The sequence below is a fragment of the Peribacillus sp. NPDC055009 genome (assembly GCF_053608705.1).
Genome location: NZ_JBSGVZ010000026.1, coordinates 40,696 through 61,106, shown reverse-complemented (window position 1 = coordinate 61,106; position 20,411 = coordinate 40,696). Strand labels below are relative to the sequence as shown.

General features: G+C 40.9%; 19 protein-coding genes and 1 pseudogene. 19 read left to right on the top strand and 1 reads right to left on the bottom strand.

The annotated features are described in order from the left end of the window. Positions 1–181: 181 nt before the first annotated feature. The 8 genes from ACWF5P_RS24935 (at position 182) to ACWF5P_RS24900 (ending at position 9,383) form a co-directional block, all read left to right on the top strand. Positions 182–1,567 (top strand): MFS transporter, encoded by a 1,386-nt coding sequence (locus tag ACWF5P_RS24935; protein WP_101221824.1) that lies wholly within the window; start codon positions 182–184, stop codon positions 1,565–1,567. 83 nt (positions 1,568–1,650) lie between these two features. Beyond that, positions 1,651–3,210 carry a histidine ammonia-lyase gene (gene hutH, locus ACWF5P_RS24930; protein ID WP_452445417.1) on the top strand — a complete coding sequence of 520 codons (1,560 nt, stop codon included), beginning with the start codon at positions 1,651–1,653 and terminating at the stop codon, positions 3,208–3,210. A gap of 94 nt (positions 3,211–3,304) precedes the next feature. After that, the gene (gene solA, locus ACWF5P_RS24925) at positions 3,305–4,444 is read left to right on the top strand and encodes an N-methyl-L-tryptophan oxidase (protein WP_452445416.1); all 1,140 of its coding nucleotides are present in this window, start codon (positions 3,305–3,307) and stop codon (positions 4,442–4,444) included. A 265-nt stretch (positions 4,445–4,709) separates the two neighbouring features. Next, complete coding sequence (gene pxpA, locus ACWF5P_RS24920; RefSeq protein WP_452445415.1) at positions 4,710–5,468, top strand: 5-oxoprolinase subunit PxpA; 759 nt, start codon at positions 4,710–4,712, stop codon at positions 5,466–5,468. A gap of 63 nt (positions 5,469–5,531) precedes the next feature. Beyond that, positions 5,532–6,728 carry an NRAMP family divalent metal transporter gene (locus tag ACWF5P_RS24915; RefSeq protein WP_452445420.1) on the top strand — a complete coding sequence of 399 codons (1,197 nt, stop codon included), beginning with the start codon at positions 5,532–5,534 and terminating at the stop codon, positions 6,726–6,728. Between the two features lie 90 nt (positions 6,729–6,818). Beyond that, the gene (locus ACWF5P_RS24910) at positions 6,819–7,610 is read left to right on the top strand and encodes a putative hydro-lyase (RefSeq protein WP_402942334.1); all 792 of its coding nucleotides are present in this window, start codon (positions 6,819–6,821) and stop codon (positions 7,608–7,610) included. Positions 7,611–7,632: 22 nt separating this feature from the next. After that, positions 7,633–8,391 (top strand): 5-oxoprolinase subunit PxpB, encoded by a 759-nt coding sequence (gene pxpB, locus ACWF5P_RS24905; RefSeq protein ID WP_402942336.1) that lies wholly within the window; start codon positions 7,633–7,635, stop codon positions 8,389–8,391. After that, positions 8,388–9,383: a 5-oxoprolinase subunit C family protein gene (locus ACWF5P_RS24900; RefSeq protein WP_452445414.1), complete on the top strand. Its 996-nt coding sequence runs from the start codon at positions 8,388–8,390 to the stop codon at positions 9,381–9,383. Before pxpB ends, ACWF5P_RS24900 begins: the two co-directional genes overlap by 4 nt. Positions 9,384–9,472: 89 nt before the next feature. On the opposite strand, the pseudogene ACWF5P_RS24895 reads toward ACWF5P_RS24900, so the two are convergent. Then, positions 9,473–9,620, bottom strand: a pseudogene (locus ACWF5P_RS24895) (IS5/IS1182 family transposase); the annotation flags it as partial. Positions 9,621–10,002: 382 nt separating this feature from the next. On the opposite strand from ACWF5P_RS24895, the gene ACWF5P_RS24890 reads away from it, so the two are divergent. The 11 genes from ACWF5P_RS24890 (at position 10,003) to ACWF5P_RS24840 (ending at position 20,402) form a co-directional block, all read left to right on the top strand. Next, positions 10,003–11,085 carry a hypothetical protein gene (locus ACWF5P_RS24890; RefSeq protein WP_434169402.1) on the top strand — a complete coding sequence of 361 codons (1,083 nt, stop codon included), beginning with the start codon at positions 10,003–10,005 and terminating at the stop codon, positions 11,083–11,085. Beyond that, entirely contained in the window at positions 11,072–13,240 is a 2,169-nt protein-coding gene (locus ACWF5P_RS24885; protein ID WP_434169403.1) for a molybdopterin-dependent oxidoreductase, read from the top strand. The genes ACWF5P_RS24890 and ACWF5P_RS24885 overlap by 14 nt, the downstream gene beginning before the upstream one ends. Continuing rightward, a complete protein-coding gene (locus ACWF5P_RS24880) occupies positions 13,241–13,801 on the top strand; it encodes a 4Fe-4S dicluster domain-containing protein (protein WP_096338634.1) in 561 nt (186 codons plus the stop codon). An 11-nt stretch (positions 13,802–13,812) separates the two neighbouring features. Beyond that, positions 13,813–14,340 carry a Rieske 2Fe-2S domain-containing protein gene (locus tag ACWF5P_RS24875; protein ID WP_434169404.1) on the top strand — a complete coding sequence of 176 codons (528 nt, stop codon included), beginning with the start codon at positions 13,813–13,815 and terminating at the stop codon, positions 14,338–14,340. A 186-nt stretch (positions 14,341–14,526) separates the two neighbouring features. Then, complete coding sequence (locus tag ACWF5P_RS24870; RefSeq protein ID WP_434169405.1) at positions 14,527–14,838, top strand: hypothetical protein; 312 nt, start codon at positions 14,527–14,529, stop codon at positions 14,836–14,838. Then, the gene (locus ACWF5P_RS24865) at positions 14,825–15,112 is read left to right on the top strand and encodes a hypothetical protein (protein ID WP_452445413.1); all 288 of its coding nucleotides are present in this window, start codon (positions 14,825–14,827) and stop codon (positions 15,110–15,112) included. The genes ACWF5P_RS24870 and ACWF5P_RS24865 overlap by 14 nt, the downstream gene beginning before the upstream one ends. Beyond that, positions 15,105–16,610 (top strand): nitrate/nitrite transporter, encoded by a 1,506-nt coding sequence (locus tag ACWF5P_RS24860; RefSeq protein WP_106026545.1) that lies wholly within the window; start codon positions 15,105–15,107, stop codon positions 16,608–16,610. Before ACWF5P_RS24865 ends, ACWF5P_RS24860 begins: the two co-directional genes overlap by 8 nt. 198 nt (positions 16,611–16,808) lie before the next feature. Then, entirely contained in the window at positions 16,809–17,459 is a 651-nt protein-coding gene (locus ACWF5P_RS24855; RefSeq protein WP_434169407.1) for a histidine kinase, read from the top strand. Between the two features lie 89 nt (positions 17,460–17,548). Further along, positions 17,549–18,202 (top strand): response regulator transcription factor, encoded by a 654-nt coding sequence (locus tag ACWF5P_RS24850; protein WP_452445412.1) that lies wholly within the window; start codon positions 17,549–17,551, stop codon positions 18,200–18,202. Beyond that, the gene (locus ACWF5P_RS24845; RefSeq protein ID WP_434169409.1) at positions 18,192–18,653 is read left to right on the top strand and encodes a GAF domain-containing protein; all 462 of its coding nucleotides are present in this window, start codon (positions 18,192–18,194) and stop codon (positions 18,651–18,653) included. Before ACWF5P_RS24850 ends, ACWF5P_RS24845 begins: the two co-directional genes overlap by 11 nt. Positions 18,654–18,674: 21 nt before the next feature. Continuing rightward, positions 18,675–20,402, top strand: a complete 1,728-nt coding sequence (locus ACWF5P_RS24840) for a PAS domain-containing protein (RefSeq protein ID WP_434169410.1) — start codon at positions 18,675–18,677, stop codon at positions 20,400–20,402. Positions 20,403–20,411 lie beyond the last annotated feature (9 nt).

Sequence of the window (20,411 nt, the reverse complement as noted above, 5' to 3'; positions counted from 1 at the left end):
GGTAGAATTTATTTGATATAGTTTATAAAAAGAGTATTATTTCATAATATTCTTCGCTGAATTTTTTTATAGTATTAAGATTAATCGATCCATTCAAAGACAGGGTCACTACTGGAGTTTTACAGGAAGAGTGTTTTTTTGATTCTATATATCTTATAAACCAAAAAATGGAGGGGATTCTTTGAACGAACAAAAATTCACTATTGACGATGCCCCATTTAATAGGTTTCATTTTCGAATTGCAGGACTTACATTCGGTTCCAGCTTTTGTGATGGCTATTCTTTAGGGATCATTGCGATGGCCCTGACAGTATTCGGGCCTCAAATGAATATGAATTCAATGTGGACAGGGCTGATCGGCAGCTCTGCTTTAATCGGTCTGTTTGCGGGATCTTTAATACTTGGAAGACTTTCTGACCGTGTTGGCAGACAGAAAATCTTTCTCGTAAACTTTTTACTTATCACGGTAGCTACTATTTTACAATTTTTTGTTAGCAGCCCAGAACAGCTTTTTATTTTACGGTTGCTGATTGGATTCGGACTTGGAGGAGATTACGCTGTCGGTACGACTTTGCTTGCCGAGTTTTCACCAAAAAAGTATCGCTCCTCGCTCCTAGCGTCTATAAACGTAGTATGGACGCTAGGATATGTAGCATCAAACTTTGTTGGTCATTACCTGGGACAGGTTGGTTCAGACTCATGGCGTTGGATGCTTGTCAGCGCTGCCATTCCGGCTATTGTGGTTTTAATCTTAAGAATAGGAACGCCTGAATCACCAAGATGGCTTGTAAGCATGGGGCGTGTCGAAGAAGCTCGCCAGATTGTAAAAAAACACCTTGGATCGAACGTTGAAATGGGAGAAACGACGACTGGCATAGAAAATCAAAAGACTCTGGGGTTTCGTGGACTTTTCAGTAAAAGGCTTCGTAAGCGTTTGGCTTTTGGTGGAATATTCAAATTGACTCTTGTTATTCCGTACTTTGCAATTTACACTTTCCTGCCTTCCATACTTAGTACAATGGGTTTTGAACAGAACTTTTTTGCGGATACAATGTTAAATCTATTCTTGCTTGTTGGGGCAATTGTTGGTCTTTGGCTGCTTGCAAAATTTTCTCGCAGAGGATTTACCATCGGGGCTTTCACGATCCTTTCCGTATCATTGTTTTCACTCAGCTTCTTGCACAATGGTTCTCAATTCTTAATGTTGTTAGCCTTCTTGATCTTTACTTTTTTCATGTCAGCGGCATCGAACCTTACATTAGTATACCCGGCAGAGCTTTTTCCAACTGAGATCCGTGGCTCGGGAATAGGTATGGTTACGGCAATTAGTCGGATTGGTTCTGCAATTGGAACATTTCTGCTGCCTGTTTCTTTAAGTTCTTTTGGATTAAGTGCCTCAATGGCAGGAATGGCAGCCATCCTACTGGTCGGCTTGATCGTATCGATCGCCTGGGCACCTGAAACGAAAAATCTCTCATTACATGAAGCAAGTGACCCTTTGCTTGAAGCGGAGAGTTCTCCGAAGGGAACCGCAATTCCCTTTACAGAAAATGAAAAAATAACATAAGATTAGCTTCCAGCAAATAAATGATGAGAAGGACAAAACTTTTTTCTCCTTCTTGATGAGTCATATGAGAGGTGATGTATAAGATGACAACTACCGATTGTTTACATCCTATGGATATTAAAGAGGTTGTACTAGGAGATGATGCCATCTCAATCCAAGAGGTAATTGCGGTTGCAAGATATGGTGCAAAAGTTACTTTCACTGAGGCATATCGTGAAAGGGTGGATAAATCACGAAGCTTAATAGACAAGTTTTTAGATGATAATAGATTGATTTACGGTGTAACGACAGGTTTTGGCAGTAATATGACGGAGGTTATTTCTCCACTTGACGCCGAAACCCTTCAACGGAATATTGTTCGTTCACATGCCGTATCTGTTGGGGAAACTCTTGAAAAAGAAGTCGTAAGAGCCATTCAATTGATGATCCTCGTGAATTTAGGCCAAGGTTATTCAGGGGTCCGTTTACAAGTTTTAAACCTTATCGCTTCAATGTTAAATCACGATATACTTCCCTATGTTCCAGGTGATGGGTCAGTGGGGTATCTTTCTCCTGAAGCCCACATGGCCTTAGTGGTGATTGGTGAGGGGAAGGCATGGTATAAAGGTGAGCTCATACCTGGCATGGAAGCTTTAGAGAAAGCTGGATTAGCACCTGTTACATTGGGTGCTAAAGAAGGATTGGCACTTACAAGCGGGACTACTTCCGTTACTGCGATTGCTGTCCTGGCTTTATACAATAGCATGCAAGCCGCGAAAACCGCCGACATTACGGGAGCAATGTCTTTAGAAGTGCTAAAAGGTACAATAAAAGCATTTGATCCCCGTCCCCACGCATTGAAAAAACATGAGGAACAGGCTAAGACAGCCAGGAATGTTACAAGGATTCTTGAAGGCAGCCAAATCATTGAAACTTACAAGGAACATAGATTACAAGATGCACTTAGCTTACGATGCATTCCACAAGTCCATGGAGCCATAAAAAAAGTTTTGAAGGACGCTGCTGTTTCGATCGAGAATGAAATGAACTCTGTAAGTGACAATCCTCTGATTTTTCCGGAAGAGGAAGATGGAATTGCCCTGATGGCGGGGAATTTTGATGGTTCATTTGTTGGGATTTATACGGATGCGATTTCCATCGCGTTAGCAAACCTAGCAAAAATAACAGAACGCAGAATAGATCGGCTTGTAAACCATCAACTTAGTGAATTACCTAATTTCTTAGTGGTTAATCCAGGTTTAAATAGTGGCTACATGATTCCGCAATATACAGCCGCCGGGCTATTGAATGAAATCAGGGTGCTCTCGCATCCAGCCACAATAGATAATATCCCTACCTGCGCAAATCAAGAAGACGTGATAAGTTTTGCCTATTTCGCTGCGAAGAAAGCCTATCGGATTTCGAAGAAACTTGAATATATTTTAGCAATCGAACTGATGACGGCAACCCAAGCAATGGATTTTCATCTGCCCTTGAAACCGTCATCGGTCACGGAGGGGGTATATCATTTAGTTCGGAGCGAAGTCCCGATGGTTGAAGAAGACCGCTTTTTCCATCCTGACATTGAAGAGATATATAGGCAAATTCATGAAGGGGAAATAGTGAAGTTCGTTGAAACGGCAATCGGGGAAATAGAGTTCTAAAACTATGTGGAAGCTGTTTTACTTTATTAAATAAGGTAAAATGGCTTCCCTTTTTTAAAATGAAGGATCATATTTAAAGGAGGAGGGATGAAAGATGCATTATGATGTAATTGTAATTGGAGCTGGATCTATGGGAATGTCTTCAGGTTATTATCTATCAAAAAATGGACAAAAAGTATTAGTATTGGATTCCTTTGCTCCTCCTCATAATAAAGGCAGCCATCACGGGGAAACAAGAATTATTAGACATGCTTATGGTGAAGGAAGGGAGTATATTTCTTTGGCACTTAAATCCCAAGAGCTATGGGGTGAGTTGGAAAGAAATTCGGGGAAACAATTATTTCTTCCAACGGGGGTCCTGAATGCTGGTAGCGAAAATTCCACTTTCATTAAGCAAGTGATAGCGGGTTCAAACGAATATGGGTTACCTATGAAAATCTTGGATTCACATGAAATTCATGATAGATGGCCTGGAATAACTCTGCCGGAAGACTACATTGGATGCTATGAATCGACTTCGGGCGTATTGAAAAGTGAAGAGTGCTTAAGAGCGTATCAACAACTTGCGAAATATCATGGTGCCGACATCAGGGTAAACAGTGAAGTTAAGAAGATAGTTGTTCATGGGGATGGGGTCACGATTAAAACGGATGAACAGACATTCCACTCAGAATCTTTAGTGGTTGCAGTTGGGGCGTGGGCACCGAAAATCTTGGCGATGTTAGATTTGAATTTACCGCTGGAACCAATCAGAAAAACATTTGCATGGTTTCATGCAAATGAAAGATTATATAATCATAATGAGTTTCCGGCTTTTTCTTTTGATACTTCAGTTGGTACATACTATGGCTTTCCTAGTATAAATGGTTCTGGAATGAAAGTAGGGAGACATGATGGGGGAACCCGTATAAATCCTGATGGCTTTATTGAAGGTTTTGGTGAATTGAATGAAGATGAGGGAGATTTGGTGAAGTTTTTGCGGAAATATATGCCTGCTGATCAAAAATTGAAATATGGGAAAACTTGCATCTACACCATGACCCCTGATGAGCATTTTATAGTGGATAAACATCCTTATTATCCACACATTGCCATAGCAGCAGGTTTCTCAGGACATGGTTTTAAATTCAGCAGTGTCATGGGGGAAATTTTGAGCGACTTGATTATCTCCGGTACGAGCAAGGAAGATATTTCATTGTTTTCTATTAATCGATTTAAAAATTCATTGTCATAATATACTCCTAATTTTAGTGCTGTAATCATGGCCGTTGCTTCCTTTCAAAGGAAACAACGGCTTTTTATTATTATTAATTATATCCAACTATAATGTTAGGTTATCTAACAAGGTATTGTCGGAATAATTAAAATATGCTAGAATGAGAATATTCCGAAATACGAAACTGTAATTCCGAATTTCGGAACTGATGCATTTGAGTGATTGAAAGAGTAATTACATAATTTTTTTTACTGAAATTTCCGTTAGTAAAGGAGAGGGTAGTATGAACACGGTTGATTTGAATTGTGATTTAGGAGAAAGTTTTGGAGCCTACCGGATTGGTAATGATCAAGAAATTTTGGACTATGTAACATCTGTCAATATAGCTTGTGGATTCCACGCTGGTGATCCGACAGTCATGAGAAAAACGGTCCAGCTTGCTTTAGGGAAAGATGTCAAAATCGGAGCCCACCCAGGTTTACAGGATTTAATAGGATTTGGCAGACGCAATATAAATATTTCACCACAGGAGGCTTATGATATTGTCGTCTATCAAATTGGTGCATTGAATGGCTTTCTGCAATCCGAAGGCGGAAGTATGCAGCATGTGAAACCGCATGGGGCTTTATACAATATGGCCGCAAAGAACAAAGAGTTATCCGTGGCAATTGCCGAAGCGGTATATAAAGTGAATCCTGAGCTTATCCTATTTGGTTTGTCGGGCAGTGAATTGATACGTGCCGGACAGGCTATCGGATTGCAAACAGGGAGTGAAGTATTTGCCGACCGTACCTACCAACATGATGGTTCATTGACTTCCCGATTGGAAAAGGACGCATTGATCGAAAACGATGATGATGCCGTTGCCCAGGTCATTCGCATGGTGAAGGAAGGTAAGGTCCTGTCTCAGCAAGGCTCGGATGTGGCTTTAAAAGCAGATACCATTTGTATTCACGGGGACGGGGCACATGCTTTATCCTTTGCTCGGCATGTTAAGGAATCTTTGAAATTATCTGAAATAACAGTCAAGTCCTTTTCTTGAAGAAAATAAACAATCAGGAGGCAGATTCCATTGGAGCCAATCAAAAATACAACAGCACAGAAAATGAATCCGACTAAGCCAAAAACGAACCGCACTTTATTGTTAGGTGCGGCATTCCTAATGGCAACATCGGCAATAGGGCCTGGTTTTTTAATGCAAACAACCGTTTATACCCAAAGTCTTGCGGCAAGTTTCGGATTCGTTATTCTTATTTCGGTCATTCTTGATATATTTGCCCAAACAAATGTATGGCGCATTATTGCTGTATCCGAAAAACGCGGTCAGGAAATTGCAAACATGGTCCTTCCTGGGCTGGGTTATGTACTGGCAGCTCTGATCGTTATGGGGGGGCTGGCTTTTAATATTGGAAATATAGCAGGAGCTGGATTAGGTCTTAATGCAATGACGGGAATATCCCCAACAGCCGGTGCGGCAATAAGCGCAGTCATCGCCGTACTGATTTTTGTAGTGAAAGAAGCAGGGAAAGCCATGGACCGTTTTACGCAAATTGCCGGATTTTTCATGATTTGTTTGATGATTTATGTCGCTTGGACAACCTCTCCTCCAGTCGGGGAAGCAGTAGTGAGGACCTTTGCACCTGATAAAATCGATATTATCGCAATCGTTACATTAGTGGGTGGATCTGTAGGAGGCTACATTACTTTTGCGGGAGGCCATCGTCTATTGGATGCAGGCGTGAAGGGCGTTGACTCATTACCTCAGGTCACGAAGAGCTCTGTAATGGGGATATTGATCACGACAGTCATGCGTGTTGCGTTATTTTTAGCAGTACTTGGTGTTGTATCGAAAGGTTTACAAATTAATCCGGATAACCCTGCAGCATCCGTTTTTCAGCTCGCTGCCGGTGATATAGGATATAAAATCTTTGGTGTCGTCATGTGGGCTGCAGCGATCACGTCAGTTGTTGGAGCGGCATATACTTCGGTTTCATTTATCAGAACTTTCAGCGAAAAGATAAATAATAAGGCAAACTGGATAATCATTGGCTTTATAGCCGTATCGACCATTTGCTTTCTATTAATTGGTCAACCGGTTAAAGTACTGCTTGTAGTTGGGGCAATTAATGGACTCATCTTACCAATTGCTCTTGGAACATTGCTAATTGCCGCATATAAGAAAAACATCGTGGGTGATTATAAGCATCCTTTATGGTTAACGATTTCCGGTGTATTCGTGGTTGTCATCATGGCGTTAATGGGCGTATATACATTAATGAAACAACTGCCGGCACTTTTTTAATGATTAATGAATGAAAATCCAATAAATAAAGGTGGAAGTGGCGTGCCAGTTTGTCACTTTCTGCCACTTCGTAATAGGAGATGAATACTAATGATCGACCTTTCTCAAGCTACCCCGGCTGAGTTGCGTTCAATGATTCGAAACAACGAATTGATAAAACCGACAGCTGGCATGGCTAACGGTTATGCACAAGCGAACTTAGCCATCTTAAAAAAAGAGCATGCTTTTGATTTTTTATTATTCTGTCAGCGTAACCCTAAATCCTGTCCATTGCTGGACGTTACGGAAATTGGTTCACCCATTCCTGCATTTGCAGCAAATTCTGGGGATATACGCACCGATATTCCTAAATATAGGGTATATAAATATGGAGAATTAGTGGAAGAAGTAACGGATATATCAAACTACTGGGAAGACGATATGGTTGGATTTTTAATCGGGTGCAGCTTTACTTTCGAGCACGCCCTTTTGAATAATGATATATCGATTCGTCATATTGAAGAGGGATGTAATGTACCAATGTATAAAACCAATATCCCGTGTATCGAAGCAGGGATTTTTCATGGGAAAATGGTGGCTAGTATGAGGCCGATTCCACAAAAGGATGTGGTGAGGGCAGCTCAAGTGACATCGCGGTTTCCTGCAGTTCATGGGGCTCCAATCCATATTGGTGACCCTGAGGCGATCGGTGTTTCCAGCATTCAGCATCCGGATTTTGGTGATCCAGTAACGATTCGTGAAGGGGAAGTCCCGGTCTTTTGGGCATGTGGTGTAACTCCTCAATCCATTGCTATGGAGACTAAACCGGAGATCATGATCACGCATGCACCTGGACATATGTTCATAACGGACATTCGTGATGAAAAATTAGGAGTTTTATAACGAACAGAAAGAGATGATTCCTATGCCGGAAAAGCTTTTGAAAAAAACTGCATGTACACTTTCTCCATTGGGCGATTCCGCAATCGTGATAACATTCGGGAATGGAATGGAATACAGCGTTCACAAAAAAATAAAATTGTTTAAGGATTTGCTGGAGGATGAACCTTTTGCAGGGTTTATAGAATGTGTACCGGCCTATACTAATTTGACGGTTTTTTATGATCCATTGGTTATTTATAAGGAGCGAAAACAAAGCAATGATACTGAAACCATATCTCCCTATGAAGTGGTCCGTTCCATCTTGGAAATGAAATTACAGGATTTAAAAGAAGATAGGAAACTCTCACATCGAACAGTTTCCATTCCTGTGTGCTATGGGAAGGAATATGGACCGGATTTGGAATATGTTGCCCGTTATAATGATTTGACTACTGATGAAGTCATTCATATTCATTCAACTGGGGAGTATTTGGCCTATATGATTGGGTTCGCACCAGGTTTCCCGTTTCTTGGCGGACTGTCAGAGAAGATCGCGACACCTAGGCGTTCCTCTCCCCGTATGACCATTCCAGTAGGGGCAGTAGGAATCGCCGGTATGCAAACGGGTGTATATCCTATATCAACACCTGGTGGATGGCAATTGATCGGACAGACGCCAACCAAAATGTTTTTACCGAATGTAAATCCTCCAAGTCTATTACAAGCAGGAGACATCGTGAAGTTCCATCCGATTTCGGATCAAGAATATAAAGAAATGATCCTTAAGGAGGAGATACAGTGAGCCTGCGCGTAATCAAACCGGGATTATTGACTAGTATACAGGACCTTGGAAGAAAAGGATTCCAGCAACATGGGGTGATTGTAAGCGGGGCGATGGATGCACATTCGTTACGAATTGCAAATATGCTGGTTGGCAATGAAGAAGGAGAAGCGGCCTTGGAAATTACATTAATGGGGCCGACCATTAAATTCGAGAAAAATTGCCTGATTTCGATAACGGGTGGAAACTTATCACCAACAATCGATAATCATGCTGTACCGATGTGGAGGCCCATTCTTGTGAAAAGTGGATCGGTGCTTCGGTTTGAAGGGTGTAAATCAGGTTGCAGGGCTTACTTAACAGTAGCGGGTGGCTTCGCTATTCCCGAAGTTATGGCCAGTAAAAGCACATATCTAAGGGCTGAGATTGGCGGCTATATGGGGAGGGCATTAAAGGCTGACGATGTCTTGGAGTTTAATGAACCTTCGAAAAATCTTGGTGATAGGGCGTTCAAAGGTCCATTTTCCTTCCCAAAGTGGTTTGTCAATGAGCAGGAGTTCATGCCAGGAGGAAAACCTCTAATCCGTTTCATCGATGGAAGCCAATATGAGTATTTCACAGATTCAAGTAAAGATAGTTTTGTAGCGGGTTTATTTAAAGTTTCCAATCAATCCGACCGCATGGGATATAGATTTTCAGGCCCTACACTGAAATTAAAGGATAATGGGGAGTTATTATCTGAAGCGGTCACAAATGGGTCCGTTCAGGTTCCTCCTGATGGAAACCCGATCATTCTCCTTGCGGATAGCCAAACAACGGGGGGATATCCTAAGATAGCTCAGGTGATTACGGCGGATTTACCAAGTATCGCTCAGGTTAAACCAGGGGAATCCATTCAGTTCTCACGGGTGAACTTAAAGGAGGCTGAACGGCAATTCCTTCAAAAAGAATGGCAATTGAAGGAATTGCAAGTTTCGATATCCTTGGCCCTGAACAAATGGCTGGATATATAGTTTCTTCTGCAAAGAACGCAAACGATGAGAAAGTACTCTTAAGAGTGCTTTCTTTTTTTTATAGACCCCGTCTTACAATTCGGAAGTGGGGTGAAGTCATCTTTCACCAAGTCATAAATGAAAGTGAAGTCAAATAGAAGCCTCAATTTTACGAACCAACTGGTTCGCCGGAACCAGTTGATCTAAAGCAATCATTTCAAGTTCATCTCGCTGAATCGAATTATGTTTCGAAAACATCCTCATCATCTCAAGTTTTAATAGATCAATCTTAAAACAAAAAAGACTGTAGGCAAAAGGAGTCCTATATAAATTTTTAAACATTGTTGGAACGAAAGGTGCGGGACTCCTGCGGGAATAGCTCCCTGACCGCCCGCGGAAAGCGAGTGCCCTACGTTCCAATCAACGTCCAAATTTGTACAAGCCAAAAAAAAGCTGCAGACAAACTCGATTTTCATCGAGTTTGTCTGCAGTCTGGGCCGTTCTGACATCAGAAAGGCTTTTTTTTTTCAAAAGTTAAGGGGATTTTTCCAATAGGATGGGGAAGTTCCCCGATATCGAACGATCAGGCAAGATCTTACAATAAGGGTATGGTAATTGTTTGTAATGAGGAGGAATAATAATGCAGGCAAAAGTCGCCGTAAATCAAAAAACAGGCAAATCAATTAATGATGCTTTTGCATCACATTTTGCCAAGTCTATGTTTCTAGCAGTTTGCGGACTTGTATTCTTATCGTTTATAGGTACGAGAATGTTTACACACGTGGATTTAAACCTTTATGGCTATATGGTGGGGACGTTTATTTTTATTGGGGGTTTCTTTTACAGATTTATCGCATGGGGAGAAAGGCCGCCAACAAAGGTTTTTATAAAAAAAGGAATCAAAATTCTCTTAAGAAGATCAACGCCCAAAACAACAGTTGAACATTTAGCAACATACAATTTCATTTGGAACAGGGGAATTTACCGATGGACTCAGCACGTTTTAATGGGCTGGGGATGCATACTTTCCTGCTTCGTGACCTTTCCTCTAGTATTTGGATGGATGTACTTCACAATGGACGACAACGGTTACTACAACATCATCGCAATGGGGATCCAGGTAATGACAGTGCCAGCTGATGGGCTTATTGCGACGTTATCCTATAACGCACTGAACATTACGGCAGTGATGGTCATTTCCGGTGTATGCATGGCCCTTTATCGCCGTTTGAAAAATATGCAGGCAAGGGCAGAACAACAATTCATGTATGACTTCCTTCCATTATTCATGCTGTTATTGGTCAGTGTTACAGGACTGGGACTAACCTTCATGAACATTTTTATGCATGGTGCAGGACAGCCAGCCATGTCCCTTATACACCAATGGTCAGTCATCATTACATTGATTTATCTTCCGTTCGGAAAACTTGCGCACATACCTTTCCGCCCAATGAGTGTATTCGCAAGAAACTACAGAGAGCATTATGCGGAACAATCCATGAAAGGATGCAAAGTATGCGGTAATGAGTTTGTTTCAACAGAACAATCAAAAGATGTCATAGAGGTTCTCGGCAGGAATGATATAGAATTCCAAGCGAAAGAAGGCCACCATCTCGCTGAAATGTGCCTACCTTGTCGAAGAAAATACAGGATTGCCCAATTTTCCGGGTTCCCCATCCACGAAGTAAAAGTTAAGGAGGCAAACCAGGATGCAAAAGGATAAGTTTTTTAAAACAGAAAGTAATGTGATACACCCGAATGAAACATTGGTCAAAACCCATTGTGCTTATTGCGGAATGCAATGCGGAATGAATTTAAGGGTAAATGTAGCGACGAATAAAATCATTGGGGTTGAACCCCGTTATGATTGGCCCGTAACCGTTGGGAAAATGTGTCCAAAAGGGGTTACAGCTTACCAGCAGACGAATCATGATGATCGTATTTTAAAACCGCTTATTCGTGATGATGCTTCACTAAAGGGAACAAAGGAAGGCTTCCGTGAAGCAAGCTGGAATGAAGCGTATGATTTAATCGCAAATAAGTTCAGGGAACTTCAAGCTAAATATGGAAAAGATTCATTATCCGTTTTCAGCGGGGTTTCAATGACAAATGAAAAATGCTATTTAACAGGGAAATTTGCACGTGTGGCTCTTGGAACTCGCTACATTGATTATAATGGGCGATTTTGCATGTCAAGTGCAGCCGGGGGGTTCCTTCGTTCTTTTGGAGTTGATAGAGGTTCAACATTACCTTGGACTGATATTCATGAAACAGATTGCTTATTTATAGCAGGAAGCAATACAGCAGAATGCCATCCAACTTCTATGTTCCGTGTTTGGAACGTACAAGAAAGAGGAGGATACATTATCGTGGCAGATCCCCGTGAAACTCCTATTGCAAGAAGAGCAGATGTTCATCTTGACTTGAAACCGGGAACGGATCTTGCCCTTGCCAATGGAATCTTAAATCTATTAATTCAAAATGGTTATGCTGAAGAAGATTTCATTAATAATCATACGAACGGGTTTGAAGAAACAAAAGAGCTTGTAAAAGAATTTACACCGGAATATACGAGTGAGCTTACAGGTGTGGCACCGAAAAAAATCATTCGTGCAGCAGAAATTTATGGGAAATCACCAAATGCAGTTGTCATGTTTGCCCGTGGAATCGAACAGCAGCATAAGGGTGTTGACAATGTATCTGGATATACAAACTTGGCGCTTGTAACAGGTAAAATCGGACGGCCCAAGTCTGGTGTAGCAACATTCACTGGTCAAGGAAACGGACAAGGGGGACGGGAGCATGGCCAGAAAGCAGATTTATTGCCAGGATACCGTAAAATTACAAACCCTGAACATGTAGCAGAAGTTTGTAAAGTATGGAAAATCACTCCGGAAGAAATGCCCCTGCCAGGTGTTTCTGCATATGAAATGTTTGAATTGATGGAACAAAAAACGATTCGCGGATTGTATCTGCTATGTTCTAATCCTGCAGTATCTGCGCCGAATCTGAATTTCGTCAGAAGTGCGATGAAAAATCTTGATTTTATGTTGTGTTCGGATTTTTATCTTTCTGAATCAGCAGAGTTTGCGGATGTGATCCTGCCATCTGTAACGTGGTCAGAAGATGAAGGAACAGTAACAAACCTTGAAGGAAGAATTATTAAGATAAATAAGGCACAAGAACCAATCGGTGAATCTAAGCCCGATTGGCAAATACAAGTAGAACTTGCAGAACGTCTTGGAAGAGGAAAATACTTTTCCCATTTGAAAACAGCAAAAGATATAGCTGATGAATTCAGACTGGCTAGTAAAGGAGGATATGCCGATTATTATGGTGCTACATGGGATAAAATCGACAAACAGGACGGAGTATTTTGGCCTTGTAAGGATGAAAATGATATGGGAACGCCGCATATGTTCCTGGATAAGAAATTCTATCACGCAGACGGCAAAGCGAAAATTTGTGCGCTTCCTTACCGACCCCCTGCTGAGGAGCCAGATGAAAAATATCCACTTCGTTTAACAACCGGGCGTGTCGTTTACCACTACTTATCTGGAAACCAGACGAGAAGAATCCAGTTCCTGCGTGATATGTGCCCGGAGCCATACGTCGAAGTACATCCGGAAACAGCAAAAAAATACAATATGGACCATGAGGAAAAGGTCCGCCTGTACACCCGGAGAGGCGAGGCAATCTATAAAGTGAAAATTACAGAAGCAATTCGTGAGGACACTGTATTTGTTCCATACCACTTTGGGCACGAACAATCTATCAACCTATTAACTATTGCAGCGCTTGACCCAATGTCCCGTATGCCGGAGTTTAAGGTCTGTGCGGCTCAATTGGAAAAAGTCGAAATAAAGAAGGTGCAATAAATGAAAAAGAGGCTCTATTTAGAACTTGAAAACTGCATAGGATGCCGGTCATGCCTTGCTGCTTGTACACAATGCGGAGGGCATGAAGAGCGGAACAGGAACTACGTTTATGATGTAAACCCTCTGGTCAATCGGCAGACGATGCCTCTTATGTGCCTCCATTGTGTGAATCCGGCCTGTGCAAGAAGCTGTCCTGCCCAGGCAATCCAAATACATGAGACAGGGGCCGTCTTATCAGCTCTAGTTGAAAAATGTATTGGCTGCCAAAACTGTACGATTGCTTGTCCATATGGCATACCAAAATTTGACACTGAGCAAAACTTAATGTACAAATGCGATTTATGTATTGACCGGACAAAAAACGGTATCCCACCAATGTGTGCAAGTGTTTGTCCATCCAATACACTTCAGTGGCTCACCGATGAGGAAATTGGAAATAGAAAAAAACAATTTAATCTAGATAATGGAAAATGGGTGACTAGCCTGCCTTATCTTGAAAGTGAAACGAACGTTAAGGTAAATTTGCCTGGTATTTTACAAGGAATTGAAAAGCTATTTTAGGAGGGATTTATATGCCGTCGGATAAAAATAATAAAATCCCCTTTAATGAAGATAATTACACCCATAATATTGAACGGGATAATGAAAGAAAGCTCGACAGACGAGGGTTCATGAAAACACTAGTGGGAGCTGCAGGAGTATTCGCGATTTCCTCCCTTCCTTGGGGAGCGATTGCGGCTAAAGAATTGATGGGTCTTGGGGAAAAGGAGTATCCTCACAAAAAAATAACCGATGTAAGCGGAATTGCAATTGGTGACGCAGTGGAGTTTAAATTTCCAGGGGATCATGATGATGCCATTTTGATCAGATTGTCTGAAACGAAATACGTAGCATACCAAAATGCATGCACACATCTTCGTTGCCCGGTATTTTGGGTGAAAGAAGAAGGTGAAATGATCTGTCCCTGCCATCACGGGAAATTTGATGTTGAAACAGGTGCTCCAACTGCCGGACCGCCAAGGAGGCCCCTGCCTGAAATTCAAGTGAAAGTTGAAAATGGCGCAGTATACGCTGTAAGGGTGAAGCGTTATGAAGTTTAAGTACATCGGTGTCGCGTTGCTTTGTGCTTTCTTGATGATGAATATTGTATTTACCCAATTTATGGTTCACCAATTTTATTATGAAAATTATATAAATGTACTAATATTTGGTGGCTTGAACATTGTTATGTTTCCCTTAGCGTTTTTTACATATAAAAAAACCAAATACGAAAAGGCGTGAATCGAATGAACAGCGAAACTTACATTGATTTTTGTTTTGTGAAAGTAGCATCCGTAAACTTTGCTTCTGAAATCAATAAGCTGCTTTCAGACCTTTTTAATGGCTCCCGCCTTAACTGGTATTTGGATGAAAAGTCATTGAACGGGATAGATATTGTTGTTGCAGAAGTAAAGGGAATGAGTGGATGGGAATCTGAAGAAGAAACAATTGAATTTATCGAGAATCATGCAGATGATAGATTCTGGAAATACTTACAAGGTTATCAAATAAATGTATACAGTGCGAAGAGAGGGTGCAATACATGTGGAACACATTAATTTGGAAGGTTTACAATCATTAGTCTCGGAAAAAGCCAGAGTGGCAATCTTGGTTGATGATGGGCAGGATAAAGCGCCTTTTGTTACTAAAACGATAGATAAGGTGGAGATTTGTCCTGACATGACCCATCTACGCATTTATTTTGATCATCTGAATTTTTTCGCTGTTCCCTTGACATGCAATATGGCTCGAAACAAAAATGAGTGGTCAGCCTTTGACACAAACACGGGTTTACAATATGTAATTAGAAGAGAGAGTGATCAGAATGATTAAGAAAATACAGCTTCCATTACAGACTTTAAACTTAGTAGTAGGATTTATGGTATGGGTATTAATTTCTTCACTGATGCCCTTTATTAAAGAAGATATTGCTATACCGGAAAGTCAGCTTGCCCTGGTGACAGCCGTTCCGGTTATTTTGGGATCTGTACTTCGTATCCCCCTTGGCTTTTACGCCAATCAGTTCGGAGCCAGGAAAATTTTCCTGATTAGCTTTATGTTACTATTGTTTCCTGTTTATTATATCAGCATTGCCGATTCCCTTGTCGATTTGTTGATTGGAGGACTTTTCCTTGGTATTGGAGGAGCCGTATTCTCTGTTGGAGTAACCTCTTTACCTAAGTATTATCCAAAGGAACGTCATGGCTTTATAAACGGAATTTACGGTGCTGGAAACCTTGGTACGGCAGTATCGGCTTTTGCAGCACCCGTTGTAGCTGAGAATTTTGGCTGGTCAACAACTGTACAGCTTTACCTTGTGATTTTGGCGGTCTTTATTGCAGGTAACTTTCTGTTAGGGGATAAAAAAGAGCTGAAAGTAAAAACACCGCTTTTAGAGCAAGTGAAGAGTGTCTACAAAAATGAAAAACTATGGCTGCTAAGTTTATTTTACTTTATAACATTCGGTTCTTTTGTTGCATTTACTATCTATCTGCCAAATTTTCTTGTAGCTAACTTTGGATTGGATAAGGTTGATGCCGGTTTAAGGACAGCGGGCTTTATTGTTCTTGCTACCCTTATGAGACCAATTGGCGGATGGCTTGCAGATCGTTTTCATTCTCTCATTCTGCTCATGTTCGTTTTTGGAGTGTATACAGTTTCAGCGATGATCCTATCCTTTGCTCCATCAATTGGCTGGTACACTATTGGCTGCTTGAGTATTGCCCTATGTGCTGGAATGGGTAATGGTGTTATTTTTAAACTGGTGCCGATGTATTTCCAAAAGCAGGCTGGTATTGTGAATGGTATCGTTTCCGCTATGGGCGGTTTGGGAGGGTTTTTTCCGCCATTAATTTTATCCTTGTTATTCAATATCACAGGACATTATGCAATCGGGTTCATGGCGTTGTCAGAAGTTGCCCTTGCAAGTTTGATTTTAGTTGTTTGGATGTATTTCCAAGGCAAAATGGGGCTTGCCAAAGAAGTGATCGATCATACAATAGAAGGGATTCTAATTACCGATACCACCGGTAAGATCATTTCAGTAAACCCGTCGTTTTGCAGTATTACGGGTTATCAGGAAAATGAAGTAATTGGTAAGAACCCTAGTATACTTAAATCGGGTAAACAGTCTCGAACTTTTTATGAGGATTTGTGGAAATCCATTGAGATAAATGGATTTTGGCAGGGTGAAATCTGGAATAGCCGAAAGGATGGGCAGCAATATCTGCAATGGCTGACCATAAGTTCGATAAAGAATGATGCGGGGGATGTCGTTCAATATGCAGGTATGTTTAGTGACATTTCAAGTCATAGAGTGAAGAAAGCATAAAATGAACTGCGTACATGAAATTATTGGATTTGAAGGCTGAATTGGAGTTTTCAAGAACTACAAGTTCAAATGCTAGGTTTCAGGTGGGAAAGAAGGTATACGTCAGTGTTCTCACCACTCTGCCGAAAGTGTAATTGTGGGAGCATGTCGTATTTTGAATGGCCAATAATCAGCGACAATTGAAAAAGGAGGGTGGGAATGAATACTCAGCCACTAAAAAACAACATCAGTTCTTATATCATACAAACACATGAAGAAGAGATTAAAAGAATTGCGATGGAGCTTCATGAAGGTGTGGGGCAGTCCCTTTCCAGTCTCTTTTCCGGAATGCAGCTCATTGAAACGGCAATCGAACAGCCTGCCATGAAAATCTATGCAGGTGATATGAAACAGCTATTGGAGAAGGCAATTCAGGAAATCAGGCTTTTGGCTGTAGAATTGCATCCTCCTACCCTTACGACTTTTGGGCTTATTTCAGCTATTAAAAGCTACATAAAAATATACACATCAACCTATGGAATTGAGGTTGAGATGGAGAATCTGGGAATTGAATCGCAAATCTCTGATAGAGATAGCATTACACTTTTCAGGGTCTGCCAAGAAGCATTGGTGAATATAGCAAGGTATGCTGATACAACAAAAGCAAGTATAATATTCAAATGGGAAAAAAGCATGTTATTGATTATAATAAAAGATTCAGGGAAAGGGTTTGAGGTTGAAGCCGCCATGAATAAGCTGAGCGGGCTTGCTGCCATGTGTGAAAGAATGCATTTGATTGGCGGGAACTGTACCATTTTTTCAAAAATAGATGATGGGACTTCTATAGAGATTTCTCTGCCATTATATTAAAATGCTAAACAAGGGGTTTGCGAATTGTGCAATCCCCCTTGTTGTTTCATATAACGATACAAACACGAACAAAGTTAGGGGGAGCTGCTTTGATAAAAATTTTGCTTTGCGATGATCACGCCGTTGTAAGAATGGGCTTAAAGATGCTATTAAACAATCATGCTGATATGGAAGTCATAGGGGAAGCTTCAGATGGGAACGAAGGAATTCAGCGAGCATTAGAGCTTCAACCTAATGTGGTAGTCATGGATTTAAGCATGCCTCATGGAAAAGATGGCTTATCGGCTACTTCCGAACTGAAAAAACTAATGCCTGAGGTAGCCATATTAATACTAACCATGCATGATGATGATGAATATTTGTTCAGAACCATTCAAGCCGGGGCTTCAGGCTGTATTTTAAAAAGTGCACCCCATGAAGAACTATTGGTAGCCATCCGATCTTTATCAAACGGAAATGCTTACCTTCATCCATCTGCAACAAAAAGGGTAATGGAAGAATATTTAGGCAGTGTGAAGCAGGGAACCGCTGATTCTATCAATCTGTTGTCTGACCGTGAAAAAGAGGTGCTTACATTGATTGCGAAAGGGTTTTCCAATAAAGAAATTGCCGGACAGCTTGTCATAAGCGTGAAAACGGTTGAAAGCCATAAAGGAAACCTAATGGAAAAGCTCAAGATGAAAACAAGGCATGAACTTGTTGCATTCGCTTTAAAAAAGGGGTTATTAGGGTATGGAATTTAACTTGGACAGTAAATCGAAAGAGGATCAACCATTTAAAAAAGCGTGTGAACATGTATTAGAAGAAATGAACGGTGATTTTGTAGGCCTTGCCTTACAAAACAGAAAAGGTCCTGACATATGCTGGCATTATGCCGCCGGAAACAGAAATGATAAGTACAAAAGGATAACTGTTCGATATGGAAAAGGAATAGCAGGTAGGGTCATATCAACGGGGGCGCCGATGAAAATTGAAGGTTTCCCCAATAATATCCATGGCAAAGCTTTAGATTATCCCATCATGCTTGCGGAAAATCTCAGTTGCGCCTTCGCAGTTCCGATTCAATTTAAAGGTGTTCCCAAAGGGGTATTATTAGTAGGTAAACGAACAGCTCAGCCTATTTCTGAAAGCGACCAGCATAAGATCCTTGATGCAGCGAAAAAACTGGAAAAGGAATTGAACAGCTCAATTTAATGGCAACAAGGAGGATTATGTATGGACTTGAATAAACATTTGGAAATGGAAAAAGGGGTTACACCTGGATCTAGCGATGCGACAATCCTTGTCAATGAATCTGGAGTCATCTCTTTTGCGAATCAACAGGTATATGAAAACTTTGGTTATGAACATCATGAATTGAACGGGATAAAGCTTCTAAAACTTATACCAGGGGCAAACCTGCAACACAGTGGGGAAGGGGAGATTATCCACCAGTTGGGGATCCACCGGGATGGTCATGCTTTTTCGCTTTTTTTCAGGGTGAACTCCTTTCAGCTTGCGAAAGAGCTTTATTACTTAATTGTAGTCCATAAAGTGAAAGACCAATCACGGATTAACCAGCAGCAATCCTATCCGATCAATGAACTGGTTGATTTAATTTACGCACTTGATGAATCAACGATTGTTGCATTTACGGATGAAAAGGGCAAGATAATAAACTTTAATAAGAAATTTTGTGAGGTATCCAAATATTCAGCAACTGAGCTTATCGGGAAGGACCACCGAATTATCAATTCAGGTTATCATTCAAAGGAATTTATGCAAGAGCTTTGGAGAACAATTTCATCAGGAAGTGTTTGGCGGGGTGATATCAAGAACAAAGCGAAGGATGGAACTTATTATTGGGTCGATACCACAATTGTCCCTTTCTTAAATGAAAAAGGGAACCCTTATAAATACCTGGCAATTCGGAAGGAAATTACCGAATATAAACGAGTTTTAGAGGAATTGGGGAAATTCGTAAATAAAATGGCCGATTTCCAATTTGCTTTGGATGCTTCCTCGATTGTAGCAATAACAGATCAAAGCGGGACGATCAAATATGTCAATGATCAATTTTGCAGGATTTCAAAGTTTTCAAAAGAAGAGCTGATCGGACAGGATCATCGAATTATTAACTCGGGATTTCATTCGAAAGAGTTTTTCAACAATCTTTGGAAAACAATATCATCAGGGGAAGTATGGAAAGGCGAGATTAAAAATAAGGCCAAGGATAATACTTATTATTGGGTGGATACGACAATCGTTCCATTTCTTGATGAGTTCCAGAAACCTTACCAATATTTAGCGATTCGTTATGAAGTGACCCAGCGTAAGCTTGCGGAAGAAGAGATTCAGAAAATGACCGGGAAAATCATTGATGTGCAGGAAGAAGAAAGAAAACGCATTTCCCGAGAGCTTCATGATGATATCGGACAAAACTTATACAGCCACCTCATAACGATTAACAGACTGCAGACAGAAATGGATCATCCCTTGTTAGATCAGATGCAAGATGAAGCGACCGAAATTATCGAATCACTCCGGCATCTATCCTGGGAATTAAGGCCATCAGTACTTGATGATCTTGGACTGTTTCCTGCCATACGCTCTTTAGTGGCGCAATTTTTAGAGCATCATCATATCAAGGTCCATTTTGAATGCTATTTGAATTGCCGTTTGAATGCAAACAAAGAAATTACCATTTACCGTATTATTCAAGAGGCATTAACAAATATTAGGAAGTATGCTGAAACCGAAGAAGCTACAGTGATGATCCAGGAAATAGAGGAAGAAGTTCGTGTAGAAATAGAAGATAAAGGAAAGGGCTTTGATATAGAAAAAGTTACCCGTGGAGTAGGCTTATTCAGTATGGAGGAGAGAGCCAGAGTTTACGGCGGAAACCTTATCCTTCTTTCTCGTGAAGGGAAAGGGACAAAAGTAATTTTGAGTATGCCTTTGTAGTGAATGGGT